We start from the raw sequence: 26,500 nt of genomic DNA, 5'->3' as shown, positions 1-26,500 counted from the left end.
CCCTCTCGCCATTGATTAAAACATATTCAGTTTTAGATAACAGCTACTAGATAAATAGGTTAATCAAAAGAATGCAATATCCATTAAAAAGGGAGCCTAAGCTCCCTATTTCACACCTTTTAACCGTTAACAACTTAACCTTGAATAAGCGCCGCTGCTAGACCGATTAAGCCACCGAATACTCCGCCCCAGACCACTAACCAACCAAGGTGCTCACGGATCATCTCCTGCACTATCTCTTTAACAAGTTGTGGCGTTAACTCATCGAGTCTTTGGGTCACAATCTCTTCCACTTTTGCACGCATATCCGCAATCATGTTCGGCTGTTCAAGCTCGGCTTTTAGTAACTCATAAAAGTCGTCACCTTGGGCGATTTCACTCAACGAACTCTTCATTTTTTCAATAAAAGGTTCACGTAGCGGCGTTATGGCATCAGTGCCACCGAACATAGCCAGCATACCGCCAAAGGAAGATTGTGCCACGGTACTTACGAGAGCATCGAATGCTGGCGAAAGGTCAATTTTCTCAATCACTGGTTGCAGATTTAACTGCTTTTCCACACCGCCTTTCTCAGACAAGAAACGATCAATATTTTCCTCGGTAAAGAATTGCTTCATCATAAGGTGCGCAATCGCCGCCTTAAACTCCTCAAAGCGTGAAGGGACGACACCAGAGCCATATAAGCCCGGCACCTTTTCAAACAGCATATGGATAGCGAGCCAGTTGGTCACCGCACCCGATAACGCAAATAACCCCACTGTTAATACGATCGGTAAGGCAAAAAAATAGCCTACAGCAACAAGAATAGCAGCAAGCAGATTGGTGATAACACTCTTATTCAAGCTAATTCCCCAGAGCAAAATTGAAAACGCGCTATGGTATCAATCAAGAAAGACCCGAGGCAATAGCCTTACAGCCATCGAATTAGCTAAGCGTCACAAACAGCTTGTTTAATGACCAGCCTAATTATAGGTAGTGATAGTAGGTAACACTTTGTATTAAAAAAGATTAGCTCTATAAAAAACTGCGCCCCATTTATCGTTAACAAATATTTTCACTAAAAACGCCAAAAGCATATGATACACGGCTCATTTAAATGATAATAAGTCTAAAATTGAAATAGGTGTATCAGCCTTTAACAGACCCGCCTTGGGGCTCTCCCGTTAAAGCGATAAACACTCTGCCACATTTAATTCGACGAAGGTCAGTATGTCTTTTATCAAAAATTTACTTAAACCTATACTCAATGGCTATCGGCAACGCCCTAGATATCAGCGCCTGCTCATCATACTTTCTGCCATTTACCTTAGCTTTACCGCCCTTTTAGGCCTCTTAGTTCCCTATATTGTTGTCAAACAAGCGCCTAAGCAACTATCTGAACTACTGCAGCGACCAGTGACCTTAGAGCAGGTAAAGATCAATCCTTTTACCCTAGAAGTCGCTATTGATAACTTCGAGCTTCACGAAACCAATAATCTGCCCTTTATCGGCTTTAAACAGCTCACCTTTGAATACCAATTTTGGGACTCTATTTTTAATGGTGCATTTAGCGTTGCCGACATCACATTGACCAGCCCGGCAATCAATGTTGAGCGTATAAAAGCACCGCAAACATTGCGCTTTAATTTTTCAGATATTATCGACACTTTAGCTAATCGCACTAAAGAGGATGCCAGCGAAGAATCAACAAAAACGACTGCTATTCCGCATTTTATTATCTCCAACCTCGCTATCGTAAATGCTGATTTAAGTTTTATTGATCATGTCACGAATAGCCGACTACACTACCCTGAACTCAATCTAAACGTTAAGTTTTTCGATTCAGAGTATGCAATCCAAACGGCGCTAGAAAATCTTGGTGAGCAACAAAAAACTAATCACTACTCGATACAGGTGGTTGGCCGTGAAGGCGGGAATATTGCAACTCAAGGGATAGTGCAGCTGGATCCCCTTAACATTGTCGGCGACGTGCAATTAAATGACATACAGTTACCACAGTTCTGGTCGTTTATCTCTGAGCACTTTGCGCCTGAACTCACCTCTGGCCGTTTGAGTCTATCGAGTAATTACCAACTTCAGATGCAAGACAACAAATTCGAAGTCACTACAGACCTCGGACTAGTCCAACTCGACGAGGTTAACTTTGATTACCAAAAACAGTCGATAATCAAGCTGCCTATGCTTGCGCTTAAAGGGATAGCCTTCAATCTGCTGCAGCAAACTGTTACGGCTGAAAGCTTAGATACCAACGGTCTAGTCCTTAACGCTAAAGTGAATAAAGACGGTGCTGATCTTGCCACGCTATTCACTCCATTAAGTGAAACCAGCTCCGCAGCACAAGAGACTAAAGCAAAGCCCTTCACACAAGCTGTTGATAACAATCAAGACCTAGTGCAAAGCAAGTCCAGCTGGACGGCCGTACTTAAGGGGATCAACCTTAAAGATTATCAAGTCAACCTCACTGAGCAGTTGCTGACTAAAAGCACCCTTTGGCAAATAGACGACATTAACCTCACCACTGGCGCAGTAGAAGCAAGTCTGGCTAAGCCGATAGACTATCAACTGTCACTCAATATCAATCAAAAAGGGATAGTTACGACTACCGGCAGCATAGATGTATTAAAGCAGTTGGTGAACGCCAAAATGTCTGTTACCGAGTTTGCCCTGCCGCAATTACAAGACTACCTAAAGCCTTATGTAAATATCGAGCTTAAGCAAGGTGATTTTAATACCCAAGGAGAGCTTGTGATCGATGCTAAAACCGAGCAATTAAGCTATATCGGCGAGTTAGCGATTAACGATCTACTCATTAAAGACACAGTACAGAAAAAAGAGCTACTCAAATGGAAAGGCCTAGCCATCAACCGTATGGCATTTGATAAGACCGCCAACCGCCTCGATATCGACCATATAGTCCTAAATCAGCCCTTTGGCCGTATTATCATTGCTAAAGATAAGAGCACCAACATCGGCGATCTTGTGGTACAACCGCAACCCGAAGCCCCAATTGAAAAGTCTAAAAGCGCGCAAGCAAAAACCGCCGTCACCGCCAACGTGACGACTAAAAATAGCAATGACAAAGCATCTACTCAGCCTTTGGCGTTAACCATCAATAAAATCAGCTTTAAAGATGGCTCAACCTTCTTCGCTGATAACTCATTAACCCCCAACTTTGCCGCCAGCATCGAACACTTAGACGGTAGCATCAGTAAATTGTCATCAAGCAGTGAGCAAACTGCATCGGTCGATATTAAAGGTAAAATAGACCGCTATGCCCCCGTCACACTAAAAGGCGATATAAACCCGTTACTAGAACGGCCCTATCTCGATCTTGCCCTAAGCTTTAAGCATGTTGAGCTAACCTCAGTGAACCCATACTCGGGTACCTATGCCGGCTATTACATAGATAAAGGATTGCTTTCTTTAGATCTAAAATATCGACTCGATGACAACAAATTAGTCGGTGACAACCACTTGGTGGTAGACCAGTTAAAACTGGGAAAACCCAGCGACAGCAGCCTAGCAACTACCTTGCCGGTCACCTTAGCCATCGCACTACTGCAAGATAGGCATGGAGTGATTGATTTAGGCCTGCAGGTTTCTGGCGATGTTGACGACCCAAGCTTTAGCATTGGCAGCATAGTGATGAAAGCCTTTACTAATGTGATCACCAAAGCCGTGACCGCTCCCTTTAGTTTGCTCGCCAATTTACTTGGTGCCGATGAAGGGGAACTCGATAAGATCAATTTCGCTGCAGGTATCGCAACTCTAGACAATAGAGAGCAAGAAACTTTAGACAAGTTAGCCGAAGGACTGAATGACAGGCCCATGCTGACCCTCAATGTTGAGGGAGGCGTTAACATGCTTGAAGACAGCCATGCTCTCAATGAACTTAAGCTTAAACGTAAACTGGCCCAAACCGCACAGCTTGATATCAAGACACTTCCAGTAGCACTTTCCCCAAGTAGCTACCCTACAACAGGGCCGCTATCTGATGCACTCATTGCTCTGTATGAGACAGAGCTTGGTCGTTCGGCTCAGGCTGTAAAAGATAAGATAGTGGCAGAACATCAAGGGGAAGAAAAACTAACCCCAGAGCAATTATCTCAGCGCTGGCATATGGCGCTGTATAACTTTACCTTAGGCGCCCAACGTATTGCCGAGGATGCACTCGGAAAGCTGGCTCAACAACGGGCAACTGCGGTGAAAACCTACTTAATCGAAAAAAGAAATATCGCGCCGGAAAGAATATTCCTGCTCGATAGTCGAGTCGAGCTTAACACTGGCTCAAGCCAAGCCTTGTTAACCTTGTCCGCCAAGTAAGCTTATCTTTAGATGAAACACAAGCCACAGAAGGCACACTAATGATTAGTGTGCCTTTTTATTCTCCTTGCAAAATAGTCTCTCTTTCACTTTTGTTATTAGATTTAATCAGTTAATGTCGATCCTATGACCTAAGTCTATACATACTCATTCGCAGCTAAAATCTAAGGAGTGATAGATGAAACTCGCCCTACTGAGTGATCCGAATACCGAAAATGCCCAAGCGGCAATCAATGCGCTACTACAATCGCTCATTAGCATTAATAAGCATTCGCCGTTAAGGGTTGGCTATATCGCATCGCAGCCCGATCCACATCGAGAGTTCTATCAACAAGCTCAGCAAATGTATCAAGCCCTCGGTGCCGAACTCAGTGTTTATCTCGAATTAGAGGGAGGATTTTCACAACAATCTCTCGAATGCTTACTAAACTGCGATGCCATTCATCTCTCAGGCGGCGATACTTACCGTTTCTTAAAGGGCCTTAAAAATAGAAAGCTATTGCCGGTGCTGCGCCAGTACGCCATTAATGGCGGTGGCCTTATCGGCATTAGCGCTGGAGCTATGATTATGACCCCCTCGATTGCAAGTGCCAGCCTTTGTGGCGATATCAACCACTGTGGGCTCGATGATTTAAGCGCCCTCAATCTCGTGGACTTTATGTTTACACCTCATATTGACCAAGCACAGCTGCAAAGCGACCAATTTCAACAACAGCTAGCTGTATTCAAGCAGCAACTCTGTTTATGCCCAGATGATTCCAGTCTCCTATTCATTACAGGTAAAGTTGAACAACTCGGCGTTTGTCAGTGGCATTTATTGTAAAAATGAAAAGTGCTCTTTATCCAATACTTTCAACCCTGTAACACTTGAGTTAAAATCTGCCCGAGTATCAATACATCAGAGGTAGTTAATGTTTATTATTCGTTGGGTATTAGGTCGTATCATTTTGTTTTTAAACTTTATTTTTGCGCCTAAAAAACTGAAGCGTCCACAAGAAGAGCAACAAAGAATTAACAGCGAAACCAGCAACATGACTATTTACGAGTATAAGGCATGCCCATTTTGCGTAAAGGTTCGTCGCTCACTGCGCCGTCAAGGCTTAAATATCGTCACACTCGATGCCAAGCAAGAACCGCACAAGAGTACATTACTAAACGGTGGTGGCAAGCTGCAGGTCCCTTGTATGAAAATTGAAGAAAACGGCCAATCGACTTGGATGTATGAATCCTCAGAGATCATCAACTTCCTCGATAAGAAATTTGCATAAGTAAAGTCTATAAAAAACAAAAGGCAGCATAAGCTGCCTTTTTCATCTCTATCTCAAGCCGATATTTCTAGGCTACCTAGCATTTGTTGGTGCAATCAGTGTCGCGTTATCTGGCAGGTCTATATGGGCGATATCTTCACGCCTCATCATCTAGCCTCATCGCCTCTTTGATCTCATCACTGCTAAAACCTTTACGGGATAAATAAGCGTATGCTTTAGACTTCTGTTTATAGTCAGTTAAGTCATAACGCTTTTTAGCTAGCTCCTCTTTGCAACTGTGATAAAAATCGACATCCCCAGTAAGCGTCAGTTGATACAAAGTCTCTTCAAAATCGCTCAAATCAATCAGTCGCTGCTTTAGCTCCTGCTCAATAAGAGTCAGACCTTTACCTTTGTTATATAACTTGATTATTTCACTGCTTAAGTCGACTTTATCCGCCTTCACCGCCAATTTACTGCGCAGAGTGTCACGCTGTGGATGCTGTGATAAGGCGTGCTCTATCTCTACTCGAGAAAATCCTTTTGACGTCATCTGAGCGAAGACTTTCTCTTTGTTAGTGCCATGAAAGTTATCATACTTGCCGAGAAGCCTAGATGTAGCCATCTCAAAGGTATCGACATTTTGCTCATCCATCACCCGCTCTATGGCGCTATCGATCTCAGAAATGGAGACGCCCCGCTGCTGTAATTTGCGCCTTATAGCACCTGTGCCTAACTCATGGCTAAAGGCCAGCTCGCAATAGCGTACTGCAAATTCAAAATCACTTTTTAGATAGCCGCTCTCAATAAGTCTAGCCAGTACAGTATCGATCCACTCTTGATTTTCGGTTTTCCGTTCAAGCTTGCTGCGAATTTCATTGATAGTGAAATCTTGCTGGCTTAGATGCCAATAAGCACTATTAAAAACATTATCGATGGTTTTAGCTTGACGTAGTGGTGGGCGCTGCATAACAAATTGAACTTAAATTGAAAAGTAACCAGAGCCAGTGTAGCAGATCCCTGCTCAGTTAAAGAATATTCAGTTAAAGAATAAAGAGTAAGAAATAAGAGTTAAGAGTACAAAGAGACGCCGAGAGAGCCCTGACTCGGCGTTCGTTTTCAAAAAATTATCTCACCTTATTGATCATGCCTTTAAGCACAATATCGTGGTAGCTCACCAATCCCGCTATCTTACCGCTCTCAATCACAGGCGCCTTAGTAATACCAAAACGCTCAAATAGACGCGCACTGTAACGCACATCCATCGTACCGGGGACTGATAGCACGGGCTTGACCATGATCTCATATACATTGACTCTCTCGGGCGATCTATCCTGTGCCAGCACTTTCTTAGCAATGTCACTCATCAGTACCATGCCAAATTCATCATCGTCATGGCGTTTATTAACAAACAGCACGTTTACCTTGCTTTTAACCGCGTGTTCAATGGCATCGGCCACGGTTTTCAACCCATCAATCATGGCGTAATCTTGACTCATGACATCATGATTTCTGACTAAGTTTTCGCTTTTCATATTTGATCCTCAATATCATGAGTAAGTTTTTGTACTTGATGGGCAACGCCAACGGCGTCTTCCACATCAATTTGAATCGCAATGCCTTTACCCGAATCGCTGTCAAAACCGCCAACTTCGCTGACCGTTTCTAATATCGAGCGACATAGGTGCTCTTCAACCAACAACAACACCACGTCACGCTGCACGTCTAACGATAGGCCCATAAAAGTTTTCTGTTTATTCAGCCCTTCACCACGAGCGTGATTAATAACTGTCGCCCCCGTCGCTCCTTTACTGCGAGCCGCATCGAGGATCGAATCGGTACAGGCGTCATCAATAAACACCAAGATCAGTTTAAAGCGCATTATCTCGCTCCTTTTGGGTTCTATTCTTAAGTTCCACTAACTGGGCATAGCCCATCACAGTGATCATCGGAAATAAGCTGGCAAAGGCGATAAGGCCAAAGCCATCAATCAGTGGGTTGCGCCCATCGACATTGGTGGCAAGTCCCAGACCTAAGGCTGCCACTAACGGCACGGTAACGGTGGATGTGGTCACTCCGCCAGAATCATAAGCCAGAGGCACTATGGTTTTAGGCGCATAAAAGGTTTGGATCACCACCAGCACATAGCCCGCCATGATGTAGTAATGAATAGGGTCACCCACAACGATACGAAAACAACCTAACGCGATACCAAAGGCGACACCGATTGCCACCGAAATACGTAAGCCCTGAATACTTATGGTGCCACCGGAAACCTGATTTGCCTTTATCGCAACCGCGATAAGTGATGGCTCAGCAATCGTGGTACTAAAGCCTATCGCCGCCGCAAAAATATAGACCCAATAATAGTCCTGCCAGCCATTAACGGTATTTTCAAGATCGTCTTCATGGATAAACTCATGGGAGGTGAGCTGCTCGGCCATACTCTCACCGATCGGAAATAGTGCCATCTCAAGACCCACTAAGAAAAAGCTTAGTCCTAAAATGACATAAACAAAGCCAGCAGCGACGCGGCGCCAATTTGCCACGGGCCTTCTCAACACACCAAGCTGAAAGCCAAATAGAATGATCGCAATAGGGACCACATCCCTGATGGTCACCAGCAAGGTATCGAGTACTTGCTGCAACATATCCATTAAAGCACTCCTTTTAAAGCACCAGCATTCCGTAGATCAGCACAAAGATCATCGGCATTAAGCTGGCAAACGCGATCAAACCGAAACCATCAAGCATGGGGTTACGCCCCTTAATCACAGTTGCCAAGCCCACACCTAGAGCAGTCACTAAGGGGACAGTAATCGTAGACGTCGTCACCCCGCCCGAGTCATAGGCGACACCTATGATGTTTTCTGGGGCAAATGAGGTCAAAATCATGACGATGATATACCCTGAAATAATCAGGTAATGGATCGGCCAGCCTTTTAAGATTCTGACCACCCCCAGTAAAATTGCCAGCCCCACCGAAAGCGCAACCGTTAGCCGCAATCCCAAAGCATAGCCATCCATAGATTCTTCGGTCGGTGCTATTGCTCCAGCATCAGCGGCAACCTCAGCCGCCTCGTTTGCGACGGCGGTTAATGCGGGTTCAGCGAGCGTTGTACCAAAGCCAAGAGAGAAAGAAAAAACCACCAGCCAAAAAACACTGCCTTTACGCGCTAGGGCATGTGCTAAAGACTCCCCGATAGGGAACAGCCCCATTTCGAGACCAAATACAAAGAAAGTTAAACCGACGACGATGAAGACAAGGCCGATGAGTATAGAAAAGAGGTTATCTGGTGCTTGCTGTAGCACAAATACCTCGAAAAAGCAGACCACCAAGATTATCGGGATCAGATCTTTAAAACTACTAAACAAGGCTTTGAAAAGCTGATTAATTGAAGCCATAGTCACTCCTTTGAGGCCACATTTTCAGTGTGCCAAAACCAGCAAAGATAACAACAAACAATTAACAAACGTTGCAATAAATTTGAGCTAGATCAAGCCAGACTCGAGTGAACCAGCCAAATTGGACCTTGGCCACCCGAAAATTGAATCACGCATAATGAAAAATGGCCACACGGCATGTTATACCGTGCTCATCAGTGCCTGGATTGGCGCATTATCACGCGCAAAGTTTAATTAACAAGCTAAACGCTACAAATACCCAAACTTAATAAGCACATTTTTAGCAAGATCCACTCAAAAAAGATTAAAACCACGCCAGAAAGATAAAATTAGAGAAATATTTTCACTCTATTAGTGAAAATCAATCAAAAATGGAAATATTCGATTGACAGCTTTCACCCACAAATGTTTCTATATAGTCACTGAAACAAACAAGATGAATTTTAAATGACACAGTTTATTACTTTCCAAAACATTAATTGGTGGTGGCACTTCCCAAATTAGCGGGTGGTGTGGAACTGTGTGCTCAGAAAACTGAGTCAAGATTCAACAAGAAAGCCCGCATACACTGCGGGCTTTCTTGTATCTAAGCGATAATAAAATAAGCAAGAAGAGAGAAAACCCGAAGCGGCAGGCTAAAAAAGTGAGATAAAACAATGAACAATGCAAGACCCTATAAGGCAGGAGCATAAGCATGGAACACACTATCGCTAAGGTTATCACCCAAAAAGCGGCGCTGGCGTATCATGACGATCCACTTAGTCTATACCAGCATGTAACTCAAGATGCCCCTCACACCATGCTACTGGAATCGGCTGAAATTGACAGCAAAGACCACTTAAAGAGTATCGTGCTGACCCACGCTGCAATGATGATCCGCTGCAGTGGCTACCAACTTGAATTTAGCGCGTTAACAGGCAACGGTAAGACACTAATCTCGCCTATTAAGTCCTTTTTCGAGCAAGCCTTTCCGACCACGGTAATTAACCATTTTGATGGCTCAAGCTTAAGCCTTACCTTGCAAAAAGAGTCTAACCAACTCGATGAAGACGCGCGCCTAAAGTCGACCTCTCCTCTCGATGGTCTGCGAGCGCTAGTTAAGCACATTCGCTGCGATGAAAGCCCTGAGTTTGAAGATCTGTTTTTAGGTGGTGTACTCTCCTATGACTTAATCGACACCATCGAGCCACTGCCAAGAGTGCCACAAGGTGATAACAGCTGCCCTGACTACCTATTTTATCTCGCTGAAACCTTAATTCTTGTGGATCATCAGCAGCAAAGCGCTGAAATCATCACTCACCAATTTGTTTCTCAAGCACAAGGCACCGTAGATAGCATTACAGCCACACAGACGCAGCGTATAGCTCAGATACAGCAAGCTTGCCAGTCATTAGCCCCCATTGCCGAATTACAAGCCATCGAAGCAGAAACGCAAGTGAATATCTCTGACAGTGACTTTAAAGACACGGTCAATAGCTTAAAAGAACACATCATCGCTGGTGACATTTTCCAAGTGGTGCCGTCACGCAGTTTCAGCCTACCTTGCCCCAATACATTAGGTGCCTATCGCGCACTGAGACTGACAAACCCAAGTCCCTACATGTTCTACTTTCGCGGAGATGACTTTACGCTATTTGGTGCGTCTCCAGAGAGCGCCCTTAAATATGAGGCTAAGAGTAACCAAGTAGAGATCTATCCCATAGCTGGCACGCGAAAGCGGGGCAAGACAGCCAACGGCGACATAGATTTTGATCTCGATAGTCGCAACGAACTTGAACTGCGCCTTGATAAGAAGGAGCTATCTGAGCACATCATGCTTGTAGACTTGGCCCGTAACGATATCGCTCGCATCAGTCAAAGTGGCACTCGCAAAGTACCTGAACTATTAAAAGTAGATAGATACTCCCATGTGATGCACTTAGTTAGCCGTGTCACCGGCCAACTAAGAAGCGATTTAGATGCTCTGCATGCCTATCAAGCCTGTATGAATATGGGCACCTTAACAGGAGCCCCCAAAGTGAGTGCGGCACAGCTTATTCGCTTAGCCGAAAAAACACGCCGCGGCAGCTACGGCGGCGCAGTAGGCTACCTAAATGGCCTTGGTGATATGGATACCTGCATTGTTATTCGCTCGGCCTTCGTCAAAGATGGTACAGCTTATATTCAAGCCGGAGCTGGCGTGGTATTCGATTCAGATCCCCAAGCTGAAGCCGATGAAACTCGACAAAAAGCACAAGCCGTTATTTCAGCCATTAAGATGGGAGGTGGGCTATGAAAATCTACCTGTTAGATAACTTTGACTCCTTCACTTACAACCTAGTGGATCAGTTTAGAAGCCTAGGCTATGAAGTTGTAATTTATCGTAATGATGTCGATGCCAACTTTATCGCTAACAAATTGCTCAATGAAACCGTACCTGCGGCACTTGTGCTGTCACCAGGCCCAGGTGCGCCCCATGAAGCTGGCTCGCTAATGGCTTTAATTGAATGCGTTGCAGGCAAGGTGCCTATGTTGGGGATTTGCCTTGGACATCAAGCCTTGGTTGAGCATTACGGTGGTAAGGTTGAGCGCGCAGGACAAGTGGTTCACGGTAAAGCTAGCCCAACCTTTCATAACGGCACAGATATCTTTGCAGGCCTCCCCTCACCGCTTCCTGTTGCCCGTTATCATAGCTTAGTGGCAACCCAGATCCCCGAGTGCCTAGAGGTCATTGCGACCACAGAAGAGATGCCGATGGCTATCATTCACAGAGAAGACAAAGCGGTGGGTTTTCAGTTTCATCCAGAATCCATTTTAACCACTTTAGGTAGCCAGCTGTTAGTGCAAAGCTTAGGGTACTTATCTAACGCACTAGCCGACAATAGCCGCGATAACGTAGAAGGATAAGATAATGAGTCAAACAGAAATCACTCACACTAAAGTTAAGTCTGCTGAAGCGCTTATCGAATCCCTCTATCGCGGAGAAAGTTTAACCAGGCAAGAAGCAAAAACACTATTTAGCCGCATTATCCAAGGTGAGATGAATGAAGTCACTATGGCGGGTATGTTGGTAGCAATGAAGATGCGCGGTGAAACCATCGATGAGATCTCTGGCGCAGCCGATGCACTAAGAGCGGCAGCCAAAGCTTTTCCTACACCGAACAAAACGACTGCGAGCAAAGGCATCGTCGATATCGTAGGTACTGGCGGCGATGGCCACAATACCATCAATATATCCACCACTGCCGCGTTCGTTGCCGCAGCAGCGGGGGCCAATGTCGCTAAACACGGTAATCGCAGCGTCTCAAGTAAATCCGGCTCGTCTGACTTGCTAGCACAATTTGGTATCGACCTAACCATGGCTCCAGAAACCGCCCGCGATTGCTTAGACGAGTTAGGGCTGTGCTTCCTGTTTGCACCTCACTACCACGGCGGCGTCGCCCATGCAGTGCCTGTGCGCCAAGCGCTTAAAACCCGCACCCTATTTAATGTGCTTGGGCCGCTCATTAACCCATCCCACCCTGACTTTATGCTGCTAGGCGTCTATAGCTCCGAGCTTGTTGCCCCCATCGCAGAGGTGGTTAAGGCTCTTGGTATTAAGCGTGCTATGGTCGTTCACGGTAGCGGCCTCGATGAAGTCGCACTACACGGTGATACCTTAGTGCATGAGTTAAAAGAGGGAGAGATCAGCGAGTACCGCATTAACCCTGAGATGCTTGGTGTCCCAAAAGCAGAGCTTAGTGATTTAGAAGGCGGTGCCCCTGAAGAAAATGCTGAGTATACCCGCGCCATCCTTAAGGGCACAGGTCAAAGTGCCCATATGAATGCTGTCGCCATAAATGCAGGCTGCGCCCTCTATGTTGCCGGCATTTGTGATGACATTAAATCAGGTACAGCGTTAGCATTAGAGACGATAAAGAGCGGTAAAGCCTACGAATTATTGACCCAGCTTGCTAACGCTAGCCAAGCTGACAAAGGAGCATAATGTGAGCACGGATCTACGAGATACAAGAGTAGCCAAAGAAAGCAACGTATTAACTAAAATTGTTGATACCAAAACGGCTCACATTGCGTCACTTAAGCTACGCTTTCCTGAGGCAAACCTTACCCCTAAAGTGTCTGACAGAAGTTTATTTGATGCCCTAAAAGCCCCAAATGCTGGGTTTATTTTAGAGTGTAAAAAAGCCAGTCCATCTAAAGGCTTAATTCGTGGCGTGTTTGATGTCGATGCTATTGCCGATGTCTATAACCGCTACGCAGCAGGCATCTCGGTATTAACCGATGAGCAGTTCTTCCAAGGGGACATGGACTATATTCCACGAGTGCGTGCTCGTGTTACGCAGCCAATCTTGTGCAAAGACTTTTTCGTTGATGAGTATCAGGTCAAGCTTGCCGCTCACCAAGGCGCCGATGCCATCTTATTGATGCTATCGGTACTGGATGACACACGTTATCAAGCCTTAGCAGCCGAAGCCGCTACATATCACCTCGATATCTTAACAGAGGTCAGCAACGAAGCTGAGCTGACTCGCGCCATTGAGCTTAATGCCAAGATAATCGGTATCAATAACCGCAACCTACGCGACTTATCTACCGATCTTGCGACTACAGAAGAACTCGCGCCGCATATTCCTGCCGACAGAGTGGTGATCAGCGAGTCTGGGATCTATAACCAAGCACAGGTTCGCCGTTTAGCGCCCTTAGTCGATGGTTTCTTAGTTGGTAGCTCGTTAATGGCTGAGGATGATCTCGACCTAGCCTGCCGTACCCTAACTTTTGGGCACAATAAAGTTTGCGGTCTAACCCGTATCGAAGACATGCTCGCTGTCGCAAAAGCGGGCGCTGTCTATGGTGGACTCATTTTTGCCCAAAAATCACCACGATCTGTAACTTCCGAGCAAGCAAAAGAGTTAGTCAAGCAATTACATCAAAGTGGCACCAAGCTCAAACTAGTTGGGGTATTTGTCAATGAAGCCGTCGATGTTATCGCAAATTTAGCAATCGAGTTAGGTCTGTTTGCGGTGCAGTTACACGGTAAAGAAACAGCTCTTGAAGTGAGTCAGCTAAAAGCGATTTTTACAGAGCAAGACTGCCGGACTCAAATTTGGAAAGCGGTTGCGGTCGATGTTGAAAGTAACAACGAGCTAATTATTCCGGAAGGTATCGACCGAATCGTTTTTGATAGTAAGTCAGACGGTCAATTTGGCGGTACAGGCCAAACCTTTGATTGGCAAAAGGCACTGCCAAACCGAGATACGGCACTACTCGCTGGCGGCTTAAGCCCAGATAATGCAGTGCTAGCCGCAGCCCAAGGCTTTTACGGCTTAGACTTTAACTCTGGTCTTGAGCAAAGCCCTGGCATAAAAGATTTTGGCAAAATATCAGCCACGTTTACCCAGCTACGTCAGTACTAAGCTAGATAATACTAGTACAACAAGCTAAGCAAGAATATCGCCACATGCTGAACCGGCCTGTGGCCACAAAATGAAAAGAGACAGGACAAGATTATGAGCAAGTTAAATCCCTACTTTGGGGAATATGGCGGCATGTACGTACCACAAATTTTAATGCCGGCCTTGAAGCAGTTAGAAACCGCCTTCATCGAAGCCCAAGAAGATGAAAGCTTCCAGAAAGAGTTTACCGAGCTATTAAAGAACTACGCGGGTCGCCCAACAGCATTAACGCTGACCCGCAACTTAAGTCCTAATCCGTTAGCCAAAATCTACCTAAAGCGTGAAGATCTACTTCATGGTGGTGCCCACAAGACCAACCAGGTATTGGGTCAGGCCTTGCTAGCCAAGCGCATGGGGAAAAAAGAGATCATCGCCGAGACTGGCGCGGGACAACACGGTGTGGCAACGGCTCTTGCCTGTGCCCTACTCGGTCTTAAGTGTAAGGTGTATATGGGCGCAAAAGATGTTGAGCGTCAATCACCAAACGTATTTAGAATGAAGCTGATGGGCGCAGAAGTGATCCCTGTAACCTCAGGTTCAGCCACCCTAAAAGATGCCTGCAACGAAGCTATGCGCGACTGGTCTGGCAGCTACGATAAAGCTCACTATCTACTGGGTACGGCCGCAGGGCCACACCCATTCCCAACAATTGTGCGTGAGTTTCAGCGTATGATTGGCGCAGAAACCAAGAGCCAAATTCTCGAGCGTGAAGGTCGTCTGCCGGATGCGGTTATCGCCTGTGTCGGCGGTGGCTCCAATGCCATCGGTATGTTTGCCGACTTTATCGATGAAGAAGAGGTCGCACTCATTGGTGTCGAGCCGGCGGGTAAAGGCATAGATACGCCAATGCACGGCGCGCCACTTAAGCACGGCAAAACCGGGATTTTCTTTGGTATGAAAGCGCCATTGATGCAAGACAGCGAAGGGCAAATAGAGGAGTCGTACTCTGTATCGGCAGGGCTTGATTTCCCATCGGTTGGGCCGCAGCATGCTCACCTTGCAGCCATTGGCCGCGCGACTTACGAGTCAGCAACCGATGATGAAGCACTCGAAGCTTTCCAGCTACTAGCACGGTCAGAGGGGATTATTCCAGCCCTTGAGTCGGCTCACGCACTGGCTTATGCGGTGAAGCTTGCCAAAGAAGCGACTAAAGAGACTCTATTAGTGGTCAACCTATCGGGCCGCGGTGACAAAGATATCTTCACCGTTGCAGACATTCTTGAAAATCAAAACCAGAACAGCTAGGAGAGTGGCAATGAGTCAACGTTATCAGGCAGCCTTTGCCGCCCTAAATGAGAAAAACCAAGGCGCATTTGTGCCATTCGTCACCTTAGGCGACCCATCACCTGAACTATCACTTAAGATAGTAGATACCTTAGTGGAAAACGGTGCCGATGCCCTCGAGCTTGGCTTCCCATTTTCAGACCCATTAGCCGATGGACCTGTTATTCAGGGGGCTAACCTGCGCGCCTTAGCCGCGGGCACAACGCCAAGCCAGTGCTTCGAGATGCTAGGCACCATTCGTGCTAAATACCCTGACCTGCCTATCGGCTTACTTTTATATGCAAACTTGGTTTACGCTAATGGCATCGATACCTTCTATGCAAAATGCCAAGCCGCTGGTGTTGACTCTGTATTGATTGCCGATGCGCCAGTCGAGGAGGCCGCCCCCTTTATCGAGTCAGCCAAAGCCCACGGCGTATGCCCAATCTTTATCGCGCCGCCTAATGCCGACAGCGACACGCTCAAGCAGGTCAGTGAAAAAGGAGAAGGCTACACTTACCTGCTATCACGCGCGGGAGTTACCGGAACTGAATCGAAGGCAGGTATGCCAATAGATGACATTCTCACTCGTCTAAAAGAGTTTAATGGCGCGCCACCGCTACTCGGTTTTGGTATTGCTGAGCCAAATCAAGTCAAAGCCGCTATCGATGCGGGAGCTGCTGGCGCCATCTCTGGTTCTGCTGTGGTTAAGATTATCGAAGCCAATAAAGACAACGAGACAACCTTGTTAAGCACTCTCGGTGAATTTACCCGCAACATGAAAGCGGCGACGGCTCGCTAATAATATAGCCTCGCAGATATAAAAATAGCGCCTTGATGGCGCTATTTTTGTTTAAAAGCTCAATTCAATAATCGACTACTCATTAACCAATTACTTGAGCATCTCAGTCTTATTTCAGCATCTCGTTGACGCGAATGACCTGCGCGCGATAACCCGTGGCAAACATATCATGACTATCGATATTGATGCGTACCGCAGGCTTTGTTTCGCCATATCTGTGCTCAACCAGAATGGATTGCACCTTACCAGTGGTGTCATCCATCTTCAGGTTGCCGTAACCGCCTCCCAAACCAAACAGGCCTGCTGAGGCGAAGTAGCTCATCATGCTGTCTTTATCGGCTTGGTATTTTACAATAGAGGTCACTGGTGAGTAGCCTTCATAGCCAAGCTCATCTTTACCGTATTCCCACACCTGCTGAACCGTCATGTTTTGCTCATCGATTTTATACTCTACTGAGCGCGAGTACTTTTCGGTAGCAAACATAGGCTGGCCTAAATCGCGGCCATCGCCGTTATCAAATACAGTTAGGGTACCCTTCTCTGGGACTAAATAAGCAGTATGTGATGTCCAGCTAAAGTCAAAGTCTTTATCCTGACATGCGCCCTTTTCATTACACCAGATCGGCTCACCGTCTGCCGTAATAGGTTTAAGTAGTTTATCTTGGAACTTCTCGCTCCAGCCCTTGCTGGCACTTAAGATCCACTTAACTTGCTTATTACGACCAATTTTAATCACCGCCGACTGATGGCGCGAGCTGATGATAATGCTGTCGTCAGCAGGATCATACTCAATAGAGTTAACATGAGCCCAGTTACGACCGGTTGCTACTCCATGAATGTCACCATATGGCGCCTTTGCTAAGTCTTCCTCTGTGGTTTGATGACCCGCATCGTCAAGGTTGATGTTTAGACATACCGCGCCCGCATCCAGAGATAACAGCGCCGCGTCACGCATTGGATCTAAGATGGTGTTGAGATCCCAGTAATCCACCAACTTACCCGTGTTATCCACCTCGATAATTTGGTCACGCACAGTGTTAACCAAACGGCCATCTGCGGTACGGTAGTCTTTAGCGGCAGCGCGAATAAACACGTTACCATTCGCCCCCTCAATACCTTCGTGTGAGGCATCGATAAAGTTACCCGGTAAGTTATGCTCAGAGATCATCCGCCCCATAATCGACATCTTCTTCCAACCTTGGCCTTGTACCCACACCATGTTGCCGTCTTTAGTGACGTTCATGCCCATGGCATAACCAGCATTGTCATAGCTTTTCGCGTCATGAGTGGTATAGGGATTCATATACCAGCGAATATCACCCGCTGTATCAATAATGAAGAACCCAGGTTTACCATCCCAAGAAAATGCCCCGGGCGCATCGACATTGTTATGCATCAGCGGTGCAGCTTTACCGTCGGCATTGGTCCAGTTTACAAAGTACAATCTGTCTTTAAAATCGGCATCGACATGCTCAACTTCAACCAGTGGCGCTTTAGCCCACTGACTTTCAGAAAATCCCATATCAATATCGGGGGTTAGCATTTTATAGTCGTGGGATTTACGCTCACCATTCTCCGTCCACTTAACGGTAAAGTGGTTCATAAACGCTGGATAAAGACCAAAAATAGGCACGCCGCCTTCATCCATCACCCGCATATCATCGACTTGGTAAGTCAGACTCACACCATCTTCATCATTAGCATGTACGGTGACTTCAACGCCTGAAATAGTATGACCCGCTAGGGTGACTAAAGCGGTTAGCGGCGCGTTTTCATAAGGGTTATGAATGATATAGCCTAACGGAGCACCATCAACTGGCTTAGGCTTCATACCATCAATAGAGGCAAAAACTTGGGTGCCACACAGACTAAGGGATAAAGCTAATGCGGGTAGCATTAAAGAGGGTCTAGACATTTAATTGATATTCTCAGCGAGTCAAAAACTGAGGCCGATTATAATCAGCAAATTCAATTAAAGTAGCTGCCTAATTAACACAACGGCGAGTATATTTTGAGTTTGATGTAAGGATCACGCTTTAGCTATCTCAATGCAGATAAAGCAAACTTTCATTAAATACCATTGTCGTTTATCCATACACTAGGCATGCTGCTTACTCGTCCATATTCTCCTTGGTGATATTGTGCTTTTTGGCGTACCACATCGCCATGGGCACTTCGATAATCAGGTACATAATCAAGGTAAACCAGAACCAATTAACATCCAGTAGCAACAAGCTAAACTCTTCGCCAGAGCCCCAATATTTCCCCCCTACCAGCGTTAATACAAATGCAGAGATGGCAATATCACACCAAAGCAAGCGTGTAATATCGCTACCTGCTACTTTAGGGTAGATAGACAGATAACTCACCACTACAACCACGGCAATAAGTGCGACAATCGATAATTCTGCCATAGCCATTAATTAAAACTCCAAAGTCAAAAGTTAGTCAGAAAAGGTCAGCTAGCACAATTTATCCTCAAAAGCTTACTTCCTTTTCAATTTAGTGCATATCAGCACTTGCCATCAAATCGTTTATATCCCTGCACCTCAATTTAACGATAATGTTCTTACGTGCTGTAAATCAAAAACGCAGCCATGAGGCTGCGTTTTAATTCTGTTGGAGGCGCTAAAAGCAAATAGCTTAGAAACGTCCTACCAAGCCCAAACCTAGACCAACGCCATCATAGTCAGAATCCAGGACTTTTGAAACTTGAAAGTTTGCCGAAAAATTGTCTGAAATGCGCAGCCAATAAGCTGTCCGCACATCAAATGCATCATCGAGGTCGCTATTGGTATAACCCACACCTACAGACCAAGAGTTGTTAACGTACAAGTCTGCCCCCAGATTTACTACATCATCAAACTCGTTATGCGCCCAGTTTGCGCTTAAATCGATGCCAGCAGTAGATTGAAGAGCAATGTAACTACGCACTTTTAAACCGTATGTTTCAGTGAAGTTATCATCACCATCTTGATAAAACGCAGATACTGCAGAGCTATCGTTAAAGTAATAACCCACTTCAGCTCCATAAGTATTGAAGTCATAGCTTGCTACATCAAACTTTTGATAATTAGCAGCAACGAACCAATTAGAATCAAAAACAAATGTACCATCGACACCATAACTATCAGTATCAGTTGGATCGAAGTTTTGATAGTTTGCTCCGACATTTGATTCTTGTGCTAAAAATCCGTTCAGCGCATAAGGTGTTTTGCCTTGCTCAACACTTTTGAAATAGTAACGATAGTTCGCGTTCCAAAGACCGTCACTCACTTCTTCTGAATTAGTTGCATAACTAAGACTAGCTTCATGTTGATAGTTGTGATCTTGAGCTGCTGCAGCACTTAGGCTGGTAAGGCTGAGAAGAATTGCTAAAGCTGTAGTTGTTTGTCTCATCAATTTATTCCCTTATATTGTGTTTAATGCTAAGAGATAATGATGTGCAGGTATATTGATAAGCATAGGCAGATCATATGCCATCCTTGATATAACTCAGTGATTAAAACCATAATCACTGCTGCCCTCCTAGCGATGCACACAATAATTGAATCGTTGACAAAATGAAACACTAAAACACGATAGAAACTTACAAAAACAACAAAAACTGCAAAGCTTTACACCCTCGAAAAACAACATAAACACAACAGTATCAAGCACCCTACATTTTGATCACATAAAAGATGGTAATCCTCCGTGCTTTTAAACATAGATGCAGTGAAGTGTACTTAGACACAAAAACGCAGCCATTAGGCTGCGTTTTATTAAATTTATTTTTGAGAGACTCTAATCACCGAAGTCATCAAGTAAAATGTTCTCAGGCTCTACCCCTAGGCTTTCTAGCATGGCGATTACCGATGAGTTCATAATCGGAGGTCCACACATGTAAAATTCACAATCTTCAGGCGCTTTGTGATTTTTAAGATAGTTTTCAAACAGCACGTTATGAATAAAGCCAGTGTAACCTGTCCAGTTATCTTCAGGTAGTGGATCAGACAGCGCTACATGCCAAACGAAATTGTCGTTCTCAGCCGCTAGGGTATCAAAATCATCTTGATAGAAAACTTCACGGGTTGAGCGCGCACCGTACCAGAAGCTCATCTTACGCTTGGTCTTCACACTCTTAAGCTGGTTAAAGATATGCGAACGCATCGGCGCCATACCTGCACCACCACCAATAAACACCATTTCAGCGTCGGTCTCTTTCACGAAGAACTCACCGAATGGGCCAGAGATAGTTACCTTGTCACCCGCTTTCAAGTTAAAGATATACGATGACATCTTACCCGGAGGGACATTATCACTTGGTGGCGTAGCGATACGCACATTAAGCATGATGCGGCCCTTCTCGTCTGGATAGTTTGCCATTGAGTAGGCGCGCAGCACATCTTCATCGACTTTTGAAACTAGCTTGAAGAGATCGTACTTTTCCCAATCATCACGATATTCAGCAGGAATATCGAAATCGGCGTATTTCACTTCATGTGCAGGGGCTTCAATCTGAATATAGCCACCCGCTTTAAAAAGCACATCCTCACCCTCAGGCAGTTTAAGCAGTAGCTCTTTAATAAAGGTTGCTTGGTTATCATTTGAGATCACCTCACACTGCCACTTTTTAACGCCGAAGATCTCCTCTTCAACCTCTAGCTCCATATCGGTTTTCACCGATACCTGACAAGCTAGGCGACAACCCTCTTTCGCTTCTTTCTTAGTAATATGGTCGCGCTCTGTCGGCAAGATTTCACCGCCACCAGATTTAACCTTTACTCGGCACTGACCGCAGGTACCACCACCGCCACAAGCAGATGGGATAAAGATATTCTTGCCAGCAAGTGCGCCTAGCAACTTGTCTCCGGCCTGCGTCGAAATACTTTTCTCTACATCATCATTAATGCGAATGTTGACGTCGCCTGTAGAGACCAATTTGCTCTTGGCGAATAAAATCACCATTACCAATATACTCACCACTAAGGTGAACATACCGATACCAATTGCCATTTCCATCGAATCTACCTTTTGTTTAATTCGTTTTCATTAAAGGGGTTTCAAGACTCAAAACACCGTTAAATAGAAATTCCGGAGAAAGCCATAAAGCCTAATGCCATCAAGCCCGTCGTAATAAACACAATGCCTATACCCTGCAACCCTTCAGGGATAGCATGAAACTTCATGCGTTCTCGCAGACCGGCTAGCATTACAATCGCCATTGCCCAACCAAAACCTGAACCTAAGGCAAATACCGTCGACTCTGCGAGAGTGTAATCACGGTTCGCCATAAAAATCACGCCAGCGAAAATTGCGCAGTTCACTGTCAATAGCGGCAAGAAGATACCGAGCGAGTCATACAGAGCTGGAATGTACTTATCTAAGAACATCTCCAAAATCTGCACTAAGGCTGCAATCACACCGATAAAGGTAATGAGCTGCAGATAACTTAAATCCAGCGCTGGGTACCCAGCCCAAGCAAGCGCGCCAGGCGCTAATACATTGGCATAGATCAGTTGGTTAACTGGTACTGCAATAGTCATCACTACGATAACCGCGATACCAAGACCGAAAGAGGTTGATACCTTTTTCGATACCGCCAAGAAGGTACACATGCCCATAAAGAACGTTAGCGCCATGTTGTCGATAAACGCGGCTTGAATAAACAGATTAATATAATGTTCCATATTGACCCTTAGCCTCGCTTACGTTGAATGACGTTGATTGACCAGATCATTAGGCCAATAAGGAAGAAAGCGCTCGGTGGCAACTTGAACATCTCGTTTGCAAGATACCAGCCGCCATTCTCAACGGTTTGTAAAATCTCATGACCAAACAAGGTGCCACTGCCTAGCAGTTCACGAACAAATGCCACACCCAGTAAAATCACGCCATAACCCATAGCATTACCCACGGCGTCCACAACCGCCAAATGAGGCGGATTCTTCATTGCAAACGCTTCGGCACGGCCCATGATGATGCAGTTGGTGATGATCAAGCCAACAAATACCGATAGCTGACGCGATAGCTCATAAGCAACATCTTGCAACACCATATCCACCACGATTACCAGTGATGCAATCACTGTCATCTGGGCGATAATACGCACGCTGTTTGGAATGAGTGCACGAATGGTCGAGATAATCAGGTTTGAGAACACCAATACAAAGGTTACCGCCAGCGTCATCACTAACGCGGTCTGCATCGAGTTACTCACGGCTAACGCCGAACAGACACCTAGCACCTGCATAGCAACGGGGTTGTTGCTAAAAATAGGTCCAGTTAATATGTCTTTAGTCGAAATAGTTTGAGTACTCATCCTTTATACCTCCGACGCTTTTAGTTTTTGGAAGAAGGTTTCAAAACCTTCATTACCGAACCAGAACTGTACGGCTCGCTGTAAGCCACGTCCGGTCATAGTAGCGCCACTCACAGCGTCAACACCGTGAACGTCACCTTCTTTAGCGCCGCCTTTAACGACTTTAAAGGCTACTTTGCCCTTCTCATCGAAGATCTGCTTGTTATGCCATTGAGATGTCCACTCAGGATCGTTCAGGAAGTCACCGATCCCCGGTGTTTCACCGTGCTCATAAATCACAATATTTTCGATGGTATTGAGATCAGGCTTAAGTGCTACAAAGCCGTAGATCATCGACCATAAACCTTTACCATAAATTGGCACCACAACACTGCTCAGCTTGCCGCTATCATCAAACACCTTAAATACACGCACTTGATCGGCACGGGATTTAATTTTTGCGGTGTCTTTCTTCGGCTTGCTAGATGTGTCTGGATTGATCGCAGCCATGCGCGGATCAAAATCCATCACATTGGCGCTCGAATCCACCTCACCGGTATCTAGCGAGACCAGTTGTGGCTTAACGTCTTTTGCAAACAGCGCTCTGAAATCTTTATCACCGCTGATATCGATATCTGCAGCAAGCAGTACATTTCGCATCAGCTCATCGCGCTTCTTCACTAACTTGCGCTCTTTAAGCACTTCTGCCGTGCCCGTGATCATAAATGAGCACAGTAAACATAGGGTCACAGTAAAAATCATGGTGCCCATAAAAGAATCTTTCTTAAATGCCATTACGCTTTATTCTCCGTATTGACCTGAGGATTCGCACTCTTTGGTGTCCGATAGATGACATATTCAAATATCGCTTCCCAAACATTGGCAATTAACATCATCGGCATCGCCAATAATGACGCACAGCCGCTTTGCATCGAATAAGTTCTATTATCCATGGCGCTTAAGCCTCCGCTTGATATTGGCCTTGGCGACCAAATAATCGAAGATAGGAGCCCACAGGTTGGCAAATAAGATGGCGAGCATAATGCCTTCAGGCATTTTTGGGTTCACCACTCGAATAAGTACTGTCATAAAACCAATCAATAACCCGTAAGCAAGCTTACCTTTACGGGTATAAGAGGTAGTTACAGGATCGGTGGCCATAAACATCATACCGATAGCAAAACCACCCGTGACGAGGTGCCAAGTCCACGGCATTGCAAACAATTCATTCTTGCTTGAGCCGATAAGGTTGAACATGGTCGCTGTTACTATCATACCGAGCATCACACCCGCTACGATTCGCCAATCAGCCAAACGTGTCAGGATAAGGAAACTACCGCCAAGTAATAGTGCTAAAGTACTGGTTTCACCAATTGCACCGGCAGTAAAACCAAAGAAGTGGTTCCACCAGTTAGGGTCACTAAAGGCATTAAACCAAGCATAATCGGCAAAGCTCACCTTACCTGCTGCGGTTTGCATTAAGGTCGTTGCGCCAGAGAAACCATCGACAGCGACGAGCTGACTCACAGCGGTCACTTGTGATGGGTAGGCGAAATAGATAAAGGCTAAACCTGCAAGCGCTGGATTTAAGAAGTTGTAGCCCATGCCACCGAAGACCTCTTTTGCCATGATCACACCAAAGGTGATCCCCATGGCGACCAACCAAAGTGGCGTTGAGACAGGTAAAATCAAGGTAAACAGTAACGCGGTAACGAAGAAACCTTCGTGTAACTCTTGACCACGAACCTTGGCGAACACCATCTCCCAAAATAGGCTGACAGCCAATGCCGTTAGGTAGATAGGCGCATAGAAACTCAGGCCGTAGAGGAATAAACCGATAAAGCCAGTTTGCTCACTCATGGCACCAAAAATCAGATTAAAAGGAATAAGCTGCCACACATCTGCTGTAGCTAAACCCGATGCAACAGCAATCTGAGCTTGAAGGCCTATGTTGTACATACCAAACAAAATAGCGGGTAATAGACATAGTCCTACTATGGTCATGGTGCGTTTTACATCGATCGCATCACGAATATGTACTTTACCTTGGGTGCTGCGACCGTGGGCAATCAGCAGCGAGCTAAGGTAGCCCTTAACCGAGTTACCCGGAGCATAATAATCCTCTTGGATATCAGGTTTTTTATCTTGCTGACTCATTACCCTTCCCTCTCAATAATCTCTAAACAAGCACGCAGCTCTTTGCCAAAGTCATACTTGCCTGGGCAAACAAATGTACACAGTGCCAAATCTTCTTCATCCAGCTCTAATGCACCTAAAGCTTGCGCCTCATCTGTATCGCGAACCACTAAATCTCTCACCAACAGGGTCGGTAAGATATCCAGAGGCATGACGCGATCTAGCTGGCCAAAGGCCATCATGGCGCGAGCCGAACCACCAGTGTGCGTTGTAAAGTCGAACAACTGCTTGGCTCCCTTGAGACGAGATGTAACCGCTCGGGTAATAGAGAACTTTTTAGAGCCGCCACGAACCCAAGGCAATAACTGATGCTTAGCATCTTCTTGCAATACACTGATTTGGTTATGGAAACGGCCTAGGAAGTCATGAGGTCCTATTGCAGTATGACCCGACAACACTGAGCCTGACACCACCCGAGAGAAGCCCGCTTTAAGCTCTCCTCGAATAACTTCTGATAGCTGTGCGCCCGCTTGAATGCGAAGCAAGCGTGGATGAATCACATCGGGGCCGGCCAATGCGACAACACGGTCAGTATAAAGCTCACCCGTTAAAAACAGTTTGCCGTAGGCGATAACGTCTTGATAGCCAAGGTGCCACACTGGGCGCTCAAGGCTGGCAGGCAAGACGAAATGAATATGGGTGCCAACGATCCCCGCTGGATGAACACCAGCAAAGTAGTGATTGCTGACTTTGGGTAAGTCATGACCCGGCAATGGTTCACCTTGCTCTTGGCATAGGTGTACCTTTCCATCGGTCAGCTGGCTCAATACCTGTAGCCCCGCCGCAAAGGCTTCCGTCTGCTCAGCAATAACGAGTCTAGGCTCTGCGGCCAATGGATTTGAATCCATTGCGCTAACAAATATACCAGCAGGGCTGCTATCTAATTGAGGAGCTTTAGAAAAAGGGCGAGTACGTAGCGCGGTCCACAAACCGCTTTCAACGAGCTTATCTTGTACGGCTTGACGACTTAGAGAGCCAATATCTTCACATGCTGTAAAGTTTTTAGCCTCAGTGCCATCACATTCAATAACGATGGATTGAAAAAGTCTGCGTTCACCACGATTAATAGCGATGACCTTACCACTTGCGGGCGCGGTATAAATGACGCCGGTATTTTTTTTATCTTCAAAAAGAGCCTGGCCCTTTTGAACGCTATCCCCGACCTCGACAAGCATAGTGGGTTTCAAGCCGACATATTCTTCACCGAGCAAAGCGACATGAGATGCCTTAGGGCCATCATGGATAACTTGCGAAGGTTCACCGGCTATGGGCACATCTAAGCCCTTTTTTATCGTTATAACTTGGTTTGAGTAACCTGCCATCACTAAAATCAACCGTTAAAAAATTGGATGCACAATAGTAAATGTTTGTTAACTAACATTCCGAGCTAGACTTCACACTTTGCGGCCAAAATTGTAAGTTACCAACAAAAAAAGAACGTTTGCAGGGGGCGTTTCGTGACAGACATTCAAAACTATCAGCAAAAAATGCTACTTATGTAGTTTTAATACGTAAATAACATAATAAATAACCAATAGGGCTAACAACT

The 26,500-nt window shown here is 45.7% G+C and carries 25 protein-coding genes and 1 other annotated feature; of the genes, 9 read left to right on the top strand and 16 right to left on the bottom strand.

All coding sequences use genetic code 11. The features are described 5' to 3' along the window. Positions 1-134 precede the first annotated feature (134 nt). Positions 135-842, bottom strand: a complete 708-nt coding sequence (locus tag K5Q92_RS04010; protein WP_220767765.1) for a DUF445 domain-containing protein — start codon at positions 840-842, stop codon at positions 135-137. A gap of 367 nt (positions 843-1,209) precedes the next feature. Here K5Q92_RS04010 and K5Q92_RS04005 point away from each other — a divergent pair, with 367 nt between their 5' ends. The 3 genes from K5Q92_RS04005 (at position 1,210) to K5Q92_RS03995 (ending at position 5,591) form a co-directional block, all read left to right on the top strand. After that, positions 1,210-4,323 (top strand): DUF748 domain-containing protein, encoded by a 3,114-nt coding sequence (locus K5Q92_RS04005; protein ID WP_220767764.1) that lies wholly within the window; start codon positions 1,210-1,212, stop codon positions 4,321-4,323. Positions 4,324-4,501: 178 nt separating this feature from the next. Beyond that, positions 4,502-5,146, top strand: coding sequence for a Type 1 glutamine amidotransferase-like domain-containing protein (locus tag K5Q92_RS04000; RefSeq protein ID WP_220767763.1), 645 nt, complete (start codon positions 4,502-4,504; stop codon positions 5,144-5,146). Between the two features lie 88 nt (positions 5,147-5,234). Continuing rightward, positions 5,235-5,591: a glutathione S-transferase N-terminal domain-containing protein gene (locus K5Q92_RS03995; RefSeq protein ID WP_220767762.1), complete on the top strand. Its 357-nt coding sequence runs from the start codon at positions 5,235-5,237 to the stop codon at positions 5,589-5,591. 136 nt (positions 5,592-5,727) lie between these two features. Here the strand turns inward: K5Q92_RS03995 and K5Q92_RS03990 are convergent, their stop codons facing one another. The 5 genes from K5Q92_RS03990 to K5Q92_RS03970 all read right to left on the bottom strand — a co-directional run bounded on the left by K5Q92_RS03990 (position 5,728) and on the right by K5Q92_RS03970 (position 8,975). Then, positions 5,728-6,540 (bottom strand): RecX family transcriptional regulator, encoded by an 813-nt coding sequence (locus tag K5Q92_RS03990; protein WP_220767761.1) that lies wholly within the window; start codon positions 6,538-6,540, stop codon positions 5,728-5,730. Positions 6,541-6,697: 157 nt separating this feature from the next. Next, a complete protein-coding gene (locus K5Q92_RS03985; RefSeq protein ID WP_220767760.1) occupies positions 6,698-7,105 on the bottom strand; it encodes a CBS domain-containing protein in 408 nt (135 codons plus the stop codon). Continuing rightward, on the bottom strand, positions 7,102-7,452 hold the full coding sequence (locus tag K5Q92_RS03980) for a P-II family nitrogen regulator (RefSeq protein ID WP_220767759.1): 351 nt from the start codon (positions 7,450-7,452) through the stop codon (positions 7,102-7,104). Before K5Q92_RS03980 ends, K5Q92_RS03985 begins: the two co-directional genes overlap by 4 nt. Next, on the bottom strand, positions 7,442-8,227 hold the full coding sequence (locus K5Q92_RS03975; RefSeq protein WP_220767758.1) for a DUF1538 domain-containing protein: 786 nt from the start codon (positions 8,225-8,227) through the stop codon (positions 7,442-7,444). Before K5Q92_RS03975 ends, K5Q92_RS03980 begins: the two co-directional genes overlap by 11 nt. A 13-nt stretch (positions 8,228-8,240) precedes the next feature. Then, positions 8,241-8,975 (bottom strand): DUF1538 domain-containing protein, encoded by a 735-nt coding sequence (locus K5Q92_RS03970; RefSeq protein WP_220767757.1) that lies wholly within the window; start codon positions 8,973-8,975, stop codon positions 8,241-8,243. Positions 8,976-9,449: 474 nt separating this feature from the next. Beyond that, positions 9,450-9,559: a sequence feature (Trp leader region), on the top strand. Between the two features lie 110 nt (positions 9,560-9,669). Between K5Q92_RS03970 and K5Q92_RS03965 the strand changes: the two genes are divergently transcribed. The 6 genes from K5Q92_RS03965 to trpA all read left to right on the top strand — a co-directional run bounded on the left by K5Q92_RS03965 (position 9,670) and on the right by trpA (position 16,472). Then, positions 9,670-11,250 (top strand): anthranilate synthase component 1, encoded by a 1,581-nt coding sequence (locus K5Q92_RS03965; RefSeq protein ID WP_220767756.1) that lies wholly within the window; start codon positions 9,670-9,672, stop codon positions 11,248-11,250. After that, positions 11,247-11,861 (top strand): aminodeoxychorismate/anthranilate synthase component II, encoded by a 615-nt coding sequence (locus tag K5Q92_RS03960; RefSeq protein WP_220767755.1) that lies wholly within the window; start codon positions 11,247-11,249, stop codon positions 11,859-11,861. The genes K5Q92_RS03965 and K5Q92_RS03960 overlap by 4 nt, the downstream gene beginning before the upstream one ends. A gap of 4 nt (positions 11,862-11,865) precedes the next feature. After that, positions 11,866-12,939 (top strand): anthranilate phosphoribosyltransferase, encoded by a 1,074-nt coding sequence (trpD, locus tag K5Q92_RS03955; protein WP_220767754.1) that lies wholly within the window; start codon positions 11,866-11,868, stop codon positions 12,937-12,939. Between the two features lies 1 nt (position 12,940). After that, positions 12,941-14,368: a bifunctional indole-3-glycerol-phosphate synthase TrpC/phosphoribosylanthranilate isomerase TrpF gene (gene trpCF / locus K5Q92_RS03950; RefSeq protein ID WP_220767753.1), complete on the top strand. Its 1,428-nt coding sequence runs from the start codon at positions 12,941-12,943 to the stop codon at positions 14,366-14,368. A gap of 93 nt (positions 14,369-14,461) precedes the next feature. Continuing rightward, positions 14,462-15,652, top strand: a complete 1,191-nt coding sequence (gene trpB, locus K5Q92_RS03945; protein ID WP_220767752.1) for a tryptophan synthase subunit beta — start codon at positions 14,462-14,464, stop codon at positions 15,650-15,652. Between the two features lie 10 nt (positions 15,653-15,662). Then, positions 15,663-16,472, top strand: a complete 810-nt coding sequence (gene trpA / locus K5Q92_RS03940; protein WP_220767751.1) for a tryptophan synthase subunit alpha — start codon at positions 15,663-15,665, stop codon at positions 16,470-16,472. A 109-nt stretch (positions 16,473-16,581) separates the two neighbouring features. Here the strand turns inward: trpA and K5Q92_RS03935 are convergent, their stop codons facing one another. The 10 genes from K5Q92_RS03935 to K5Q92_RS03890 form a co-directional block, all read right to left on the bottom strand. Continuing rightward, complete coding sequence (locus K5Q92_RS03935) at positions 16,582-18,387, bottom strand: aryl-sulfate sulfotransferase (RefSeq protein WP_220767750.1); 1,806 nt, start codon at positions 18,385-18,387, stop codon at positions 16,582-16,584. 196 nt (positions 18,388-18,583) lie between these two features. Continuing rightward, on the bottom strand, positions 18,584-18,892 hold the full coding sequence (locus K5Q92_RS03930) for a hypothetical protein (RefSeq protein WP_220767749.1): 309 nt from the start codon (positions 18,890-18,892) through the stop codon (positions 18,584-18,586). Between the two features lie 223 nt (positions 18,893-19,115). Beyond that, positions 19,116-19,871, bottom strand: coding sequence for a putative porin (locus tag K5Q92_RS03925; protein ID WP_220767748.1), 756 nt, complete (start codon positions 19,869-19,871; stop codon positions 19,116-19,118). A 387-nt stretch (positions 19,872-20,258) separates the two neighbouring features. Continuing rightward, on the bottom strand, positions 20,259-21,476 hold the full coding sequence (gene nqrF, locus K5Q92_RS03920) for an NADH:ubiquinone reductase (Na(+)-transporting) subunit F (RefSeq protein ID WP_220767747.1): 1,218 nt from the start codon (positions 21,474-21,476) through the stop codon (positions 20,259-20,261). A 59-nt stretch (positions 21,477-21,535) separates the two neighbouring features. Continuing rightward, entirely contained in the window at positions 21,536-22,144 is a 609-nt protein-coding gene (gene nqrE / locus K5Q92_RS03915) for an NADH:ubiquinone reductase (Na(+)-transporting) subunit E (protein ID WP_220767746.1), read from the bottom strand. Between the two features lie 8 nt (positions 22,145-22,152). Beyond that, positions 22,153-22,776 carry an NADH:ubiquinone reductase (Na(+)-transporting) subunit D gene (locus K5Q92_RS03910; RefSeq protein WP_220767745.1) on the bottom strand — a complete coding sequence of 208 codons (624 nt, stop codon included), beginning with the start codon at positions 22,774-22,776 and terminating at the stop codon, positions 22,153-22,155. 3 nt (positions 22,777-22,779) lie between these two features. Then, positions 22,780-23,550: a Na(+)-translocating NADH-quinone reductase subunit C gene (locus K5Q92_RS03905; RefSeq protein WP_220767744.1), complete on the bottom strand. Its 771-nt coding sequence runs from the start codon at positions 23,548-23,550 to the stop codon at positions 22,780-22,782. After that, positions 23,550-23,708 carry a hypothetical protein gene (locus K5Q92_RS03900; RefSeq protein ID WP_220767743.1) on the bottom strand — a complete coding sequence of 53 codons (159 nt, stop codon included), beginning with the start codon at positions 23,706-23,708 and terminating at the stop codon, positions 23,550-23,552. Before K5Q92_RS03900 ends, K5Q92_RS03905 begins: the two co-directional genes overlap by 1 nt. Further along, complete coding sequence (locus tag K5Q92_RS03895; protein ID WP_220767742.1) at positions 23,701-24,912, bottom strand: NADH:ubiquinone reductase (Na(+)-transporting) subunit B; 1,212 nt, start codon at positions 24,910-24,912, stop codon at positions 23,701-23,703. Before K5Q92_RS03895 ends, K5Q92_RS03900 begins: the two co-directional genes overlap by 8 nt. After that, positions 24,912-26,273, bottom strand: coding sequence for a Na(+)-translocating NADH-quinone reductase subunit A (locus K5Q92_RS03890; protein ID WP_220767741.1), 1,362 nt, complete (start codon positions 26,271-26,273; stop codon positions 24,912-24,914). Before K5Q92_RS03890 ends, K5Q92_RS03895 begins: the two co-directional genes overlap by 1 nt. Between the last annotated feature and the right edge of the window lie 227 nt (positions 26,274-26,500).

It is taken from the genome of Shewanella sp. MBTL60-007, from assembly GCF_019654915.1.
In the GTDB taxonomy this organism is placed as follows: domain Bacteria; phylum Pseudomonadota; class Gammaproteobacteria; order Enterobacterales; family Shewanellaceae; genus Shewanella.
Note: the sequence above shows the minus strand (reverse complement) of the source record. Positions and strands in the feature narration are given on the sequence as shown.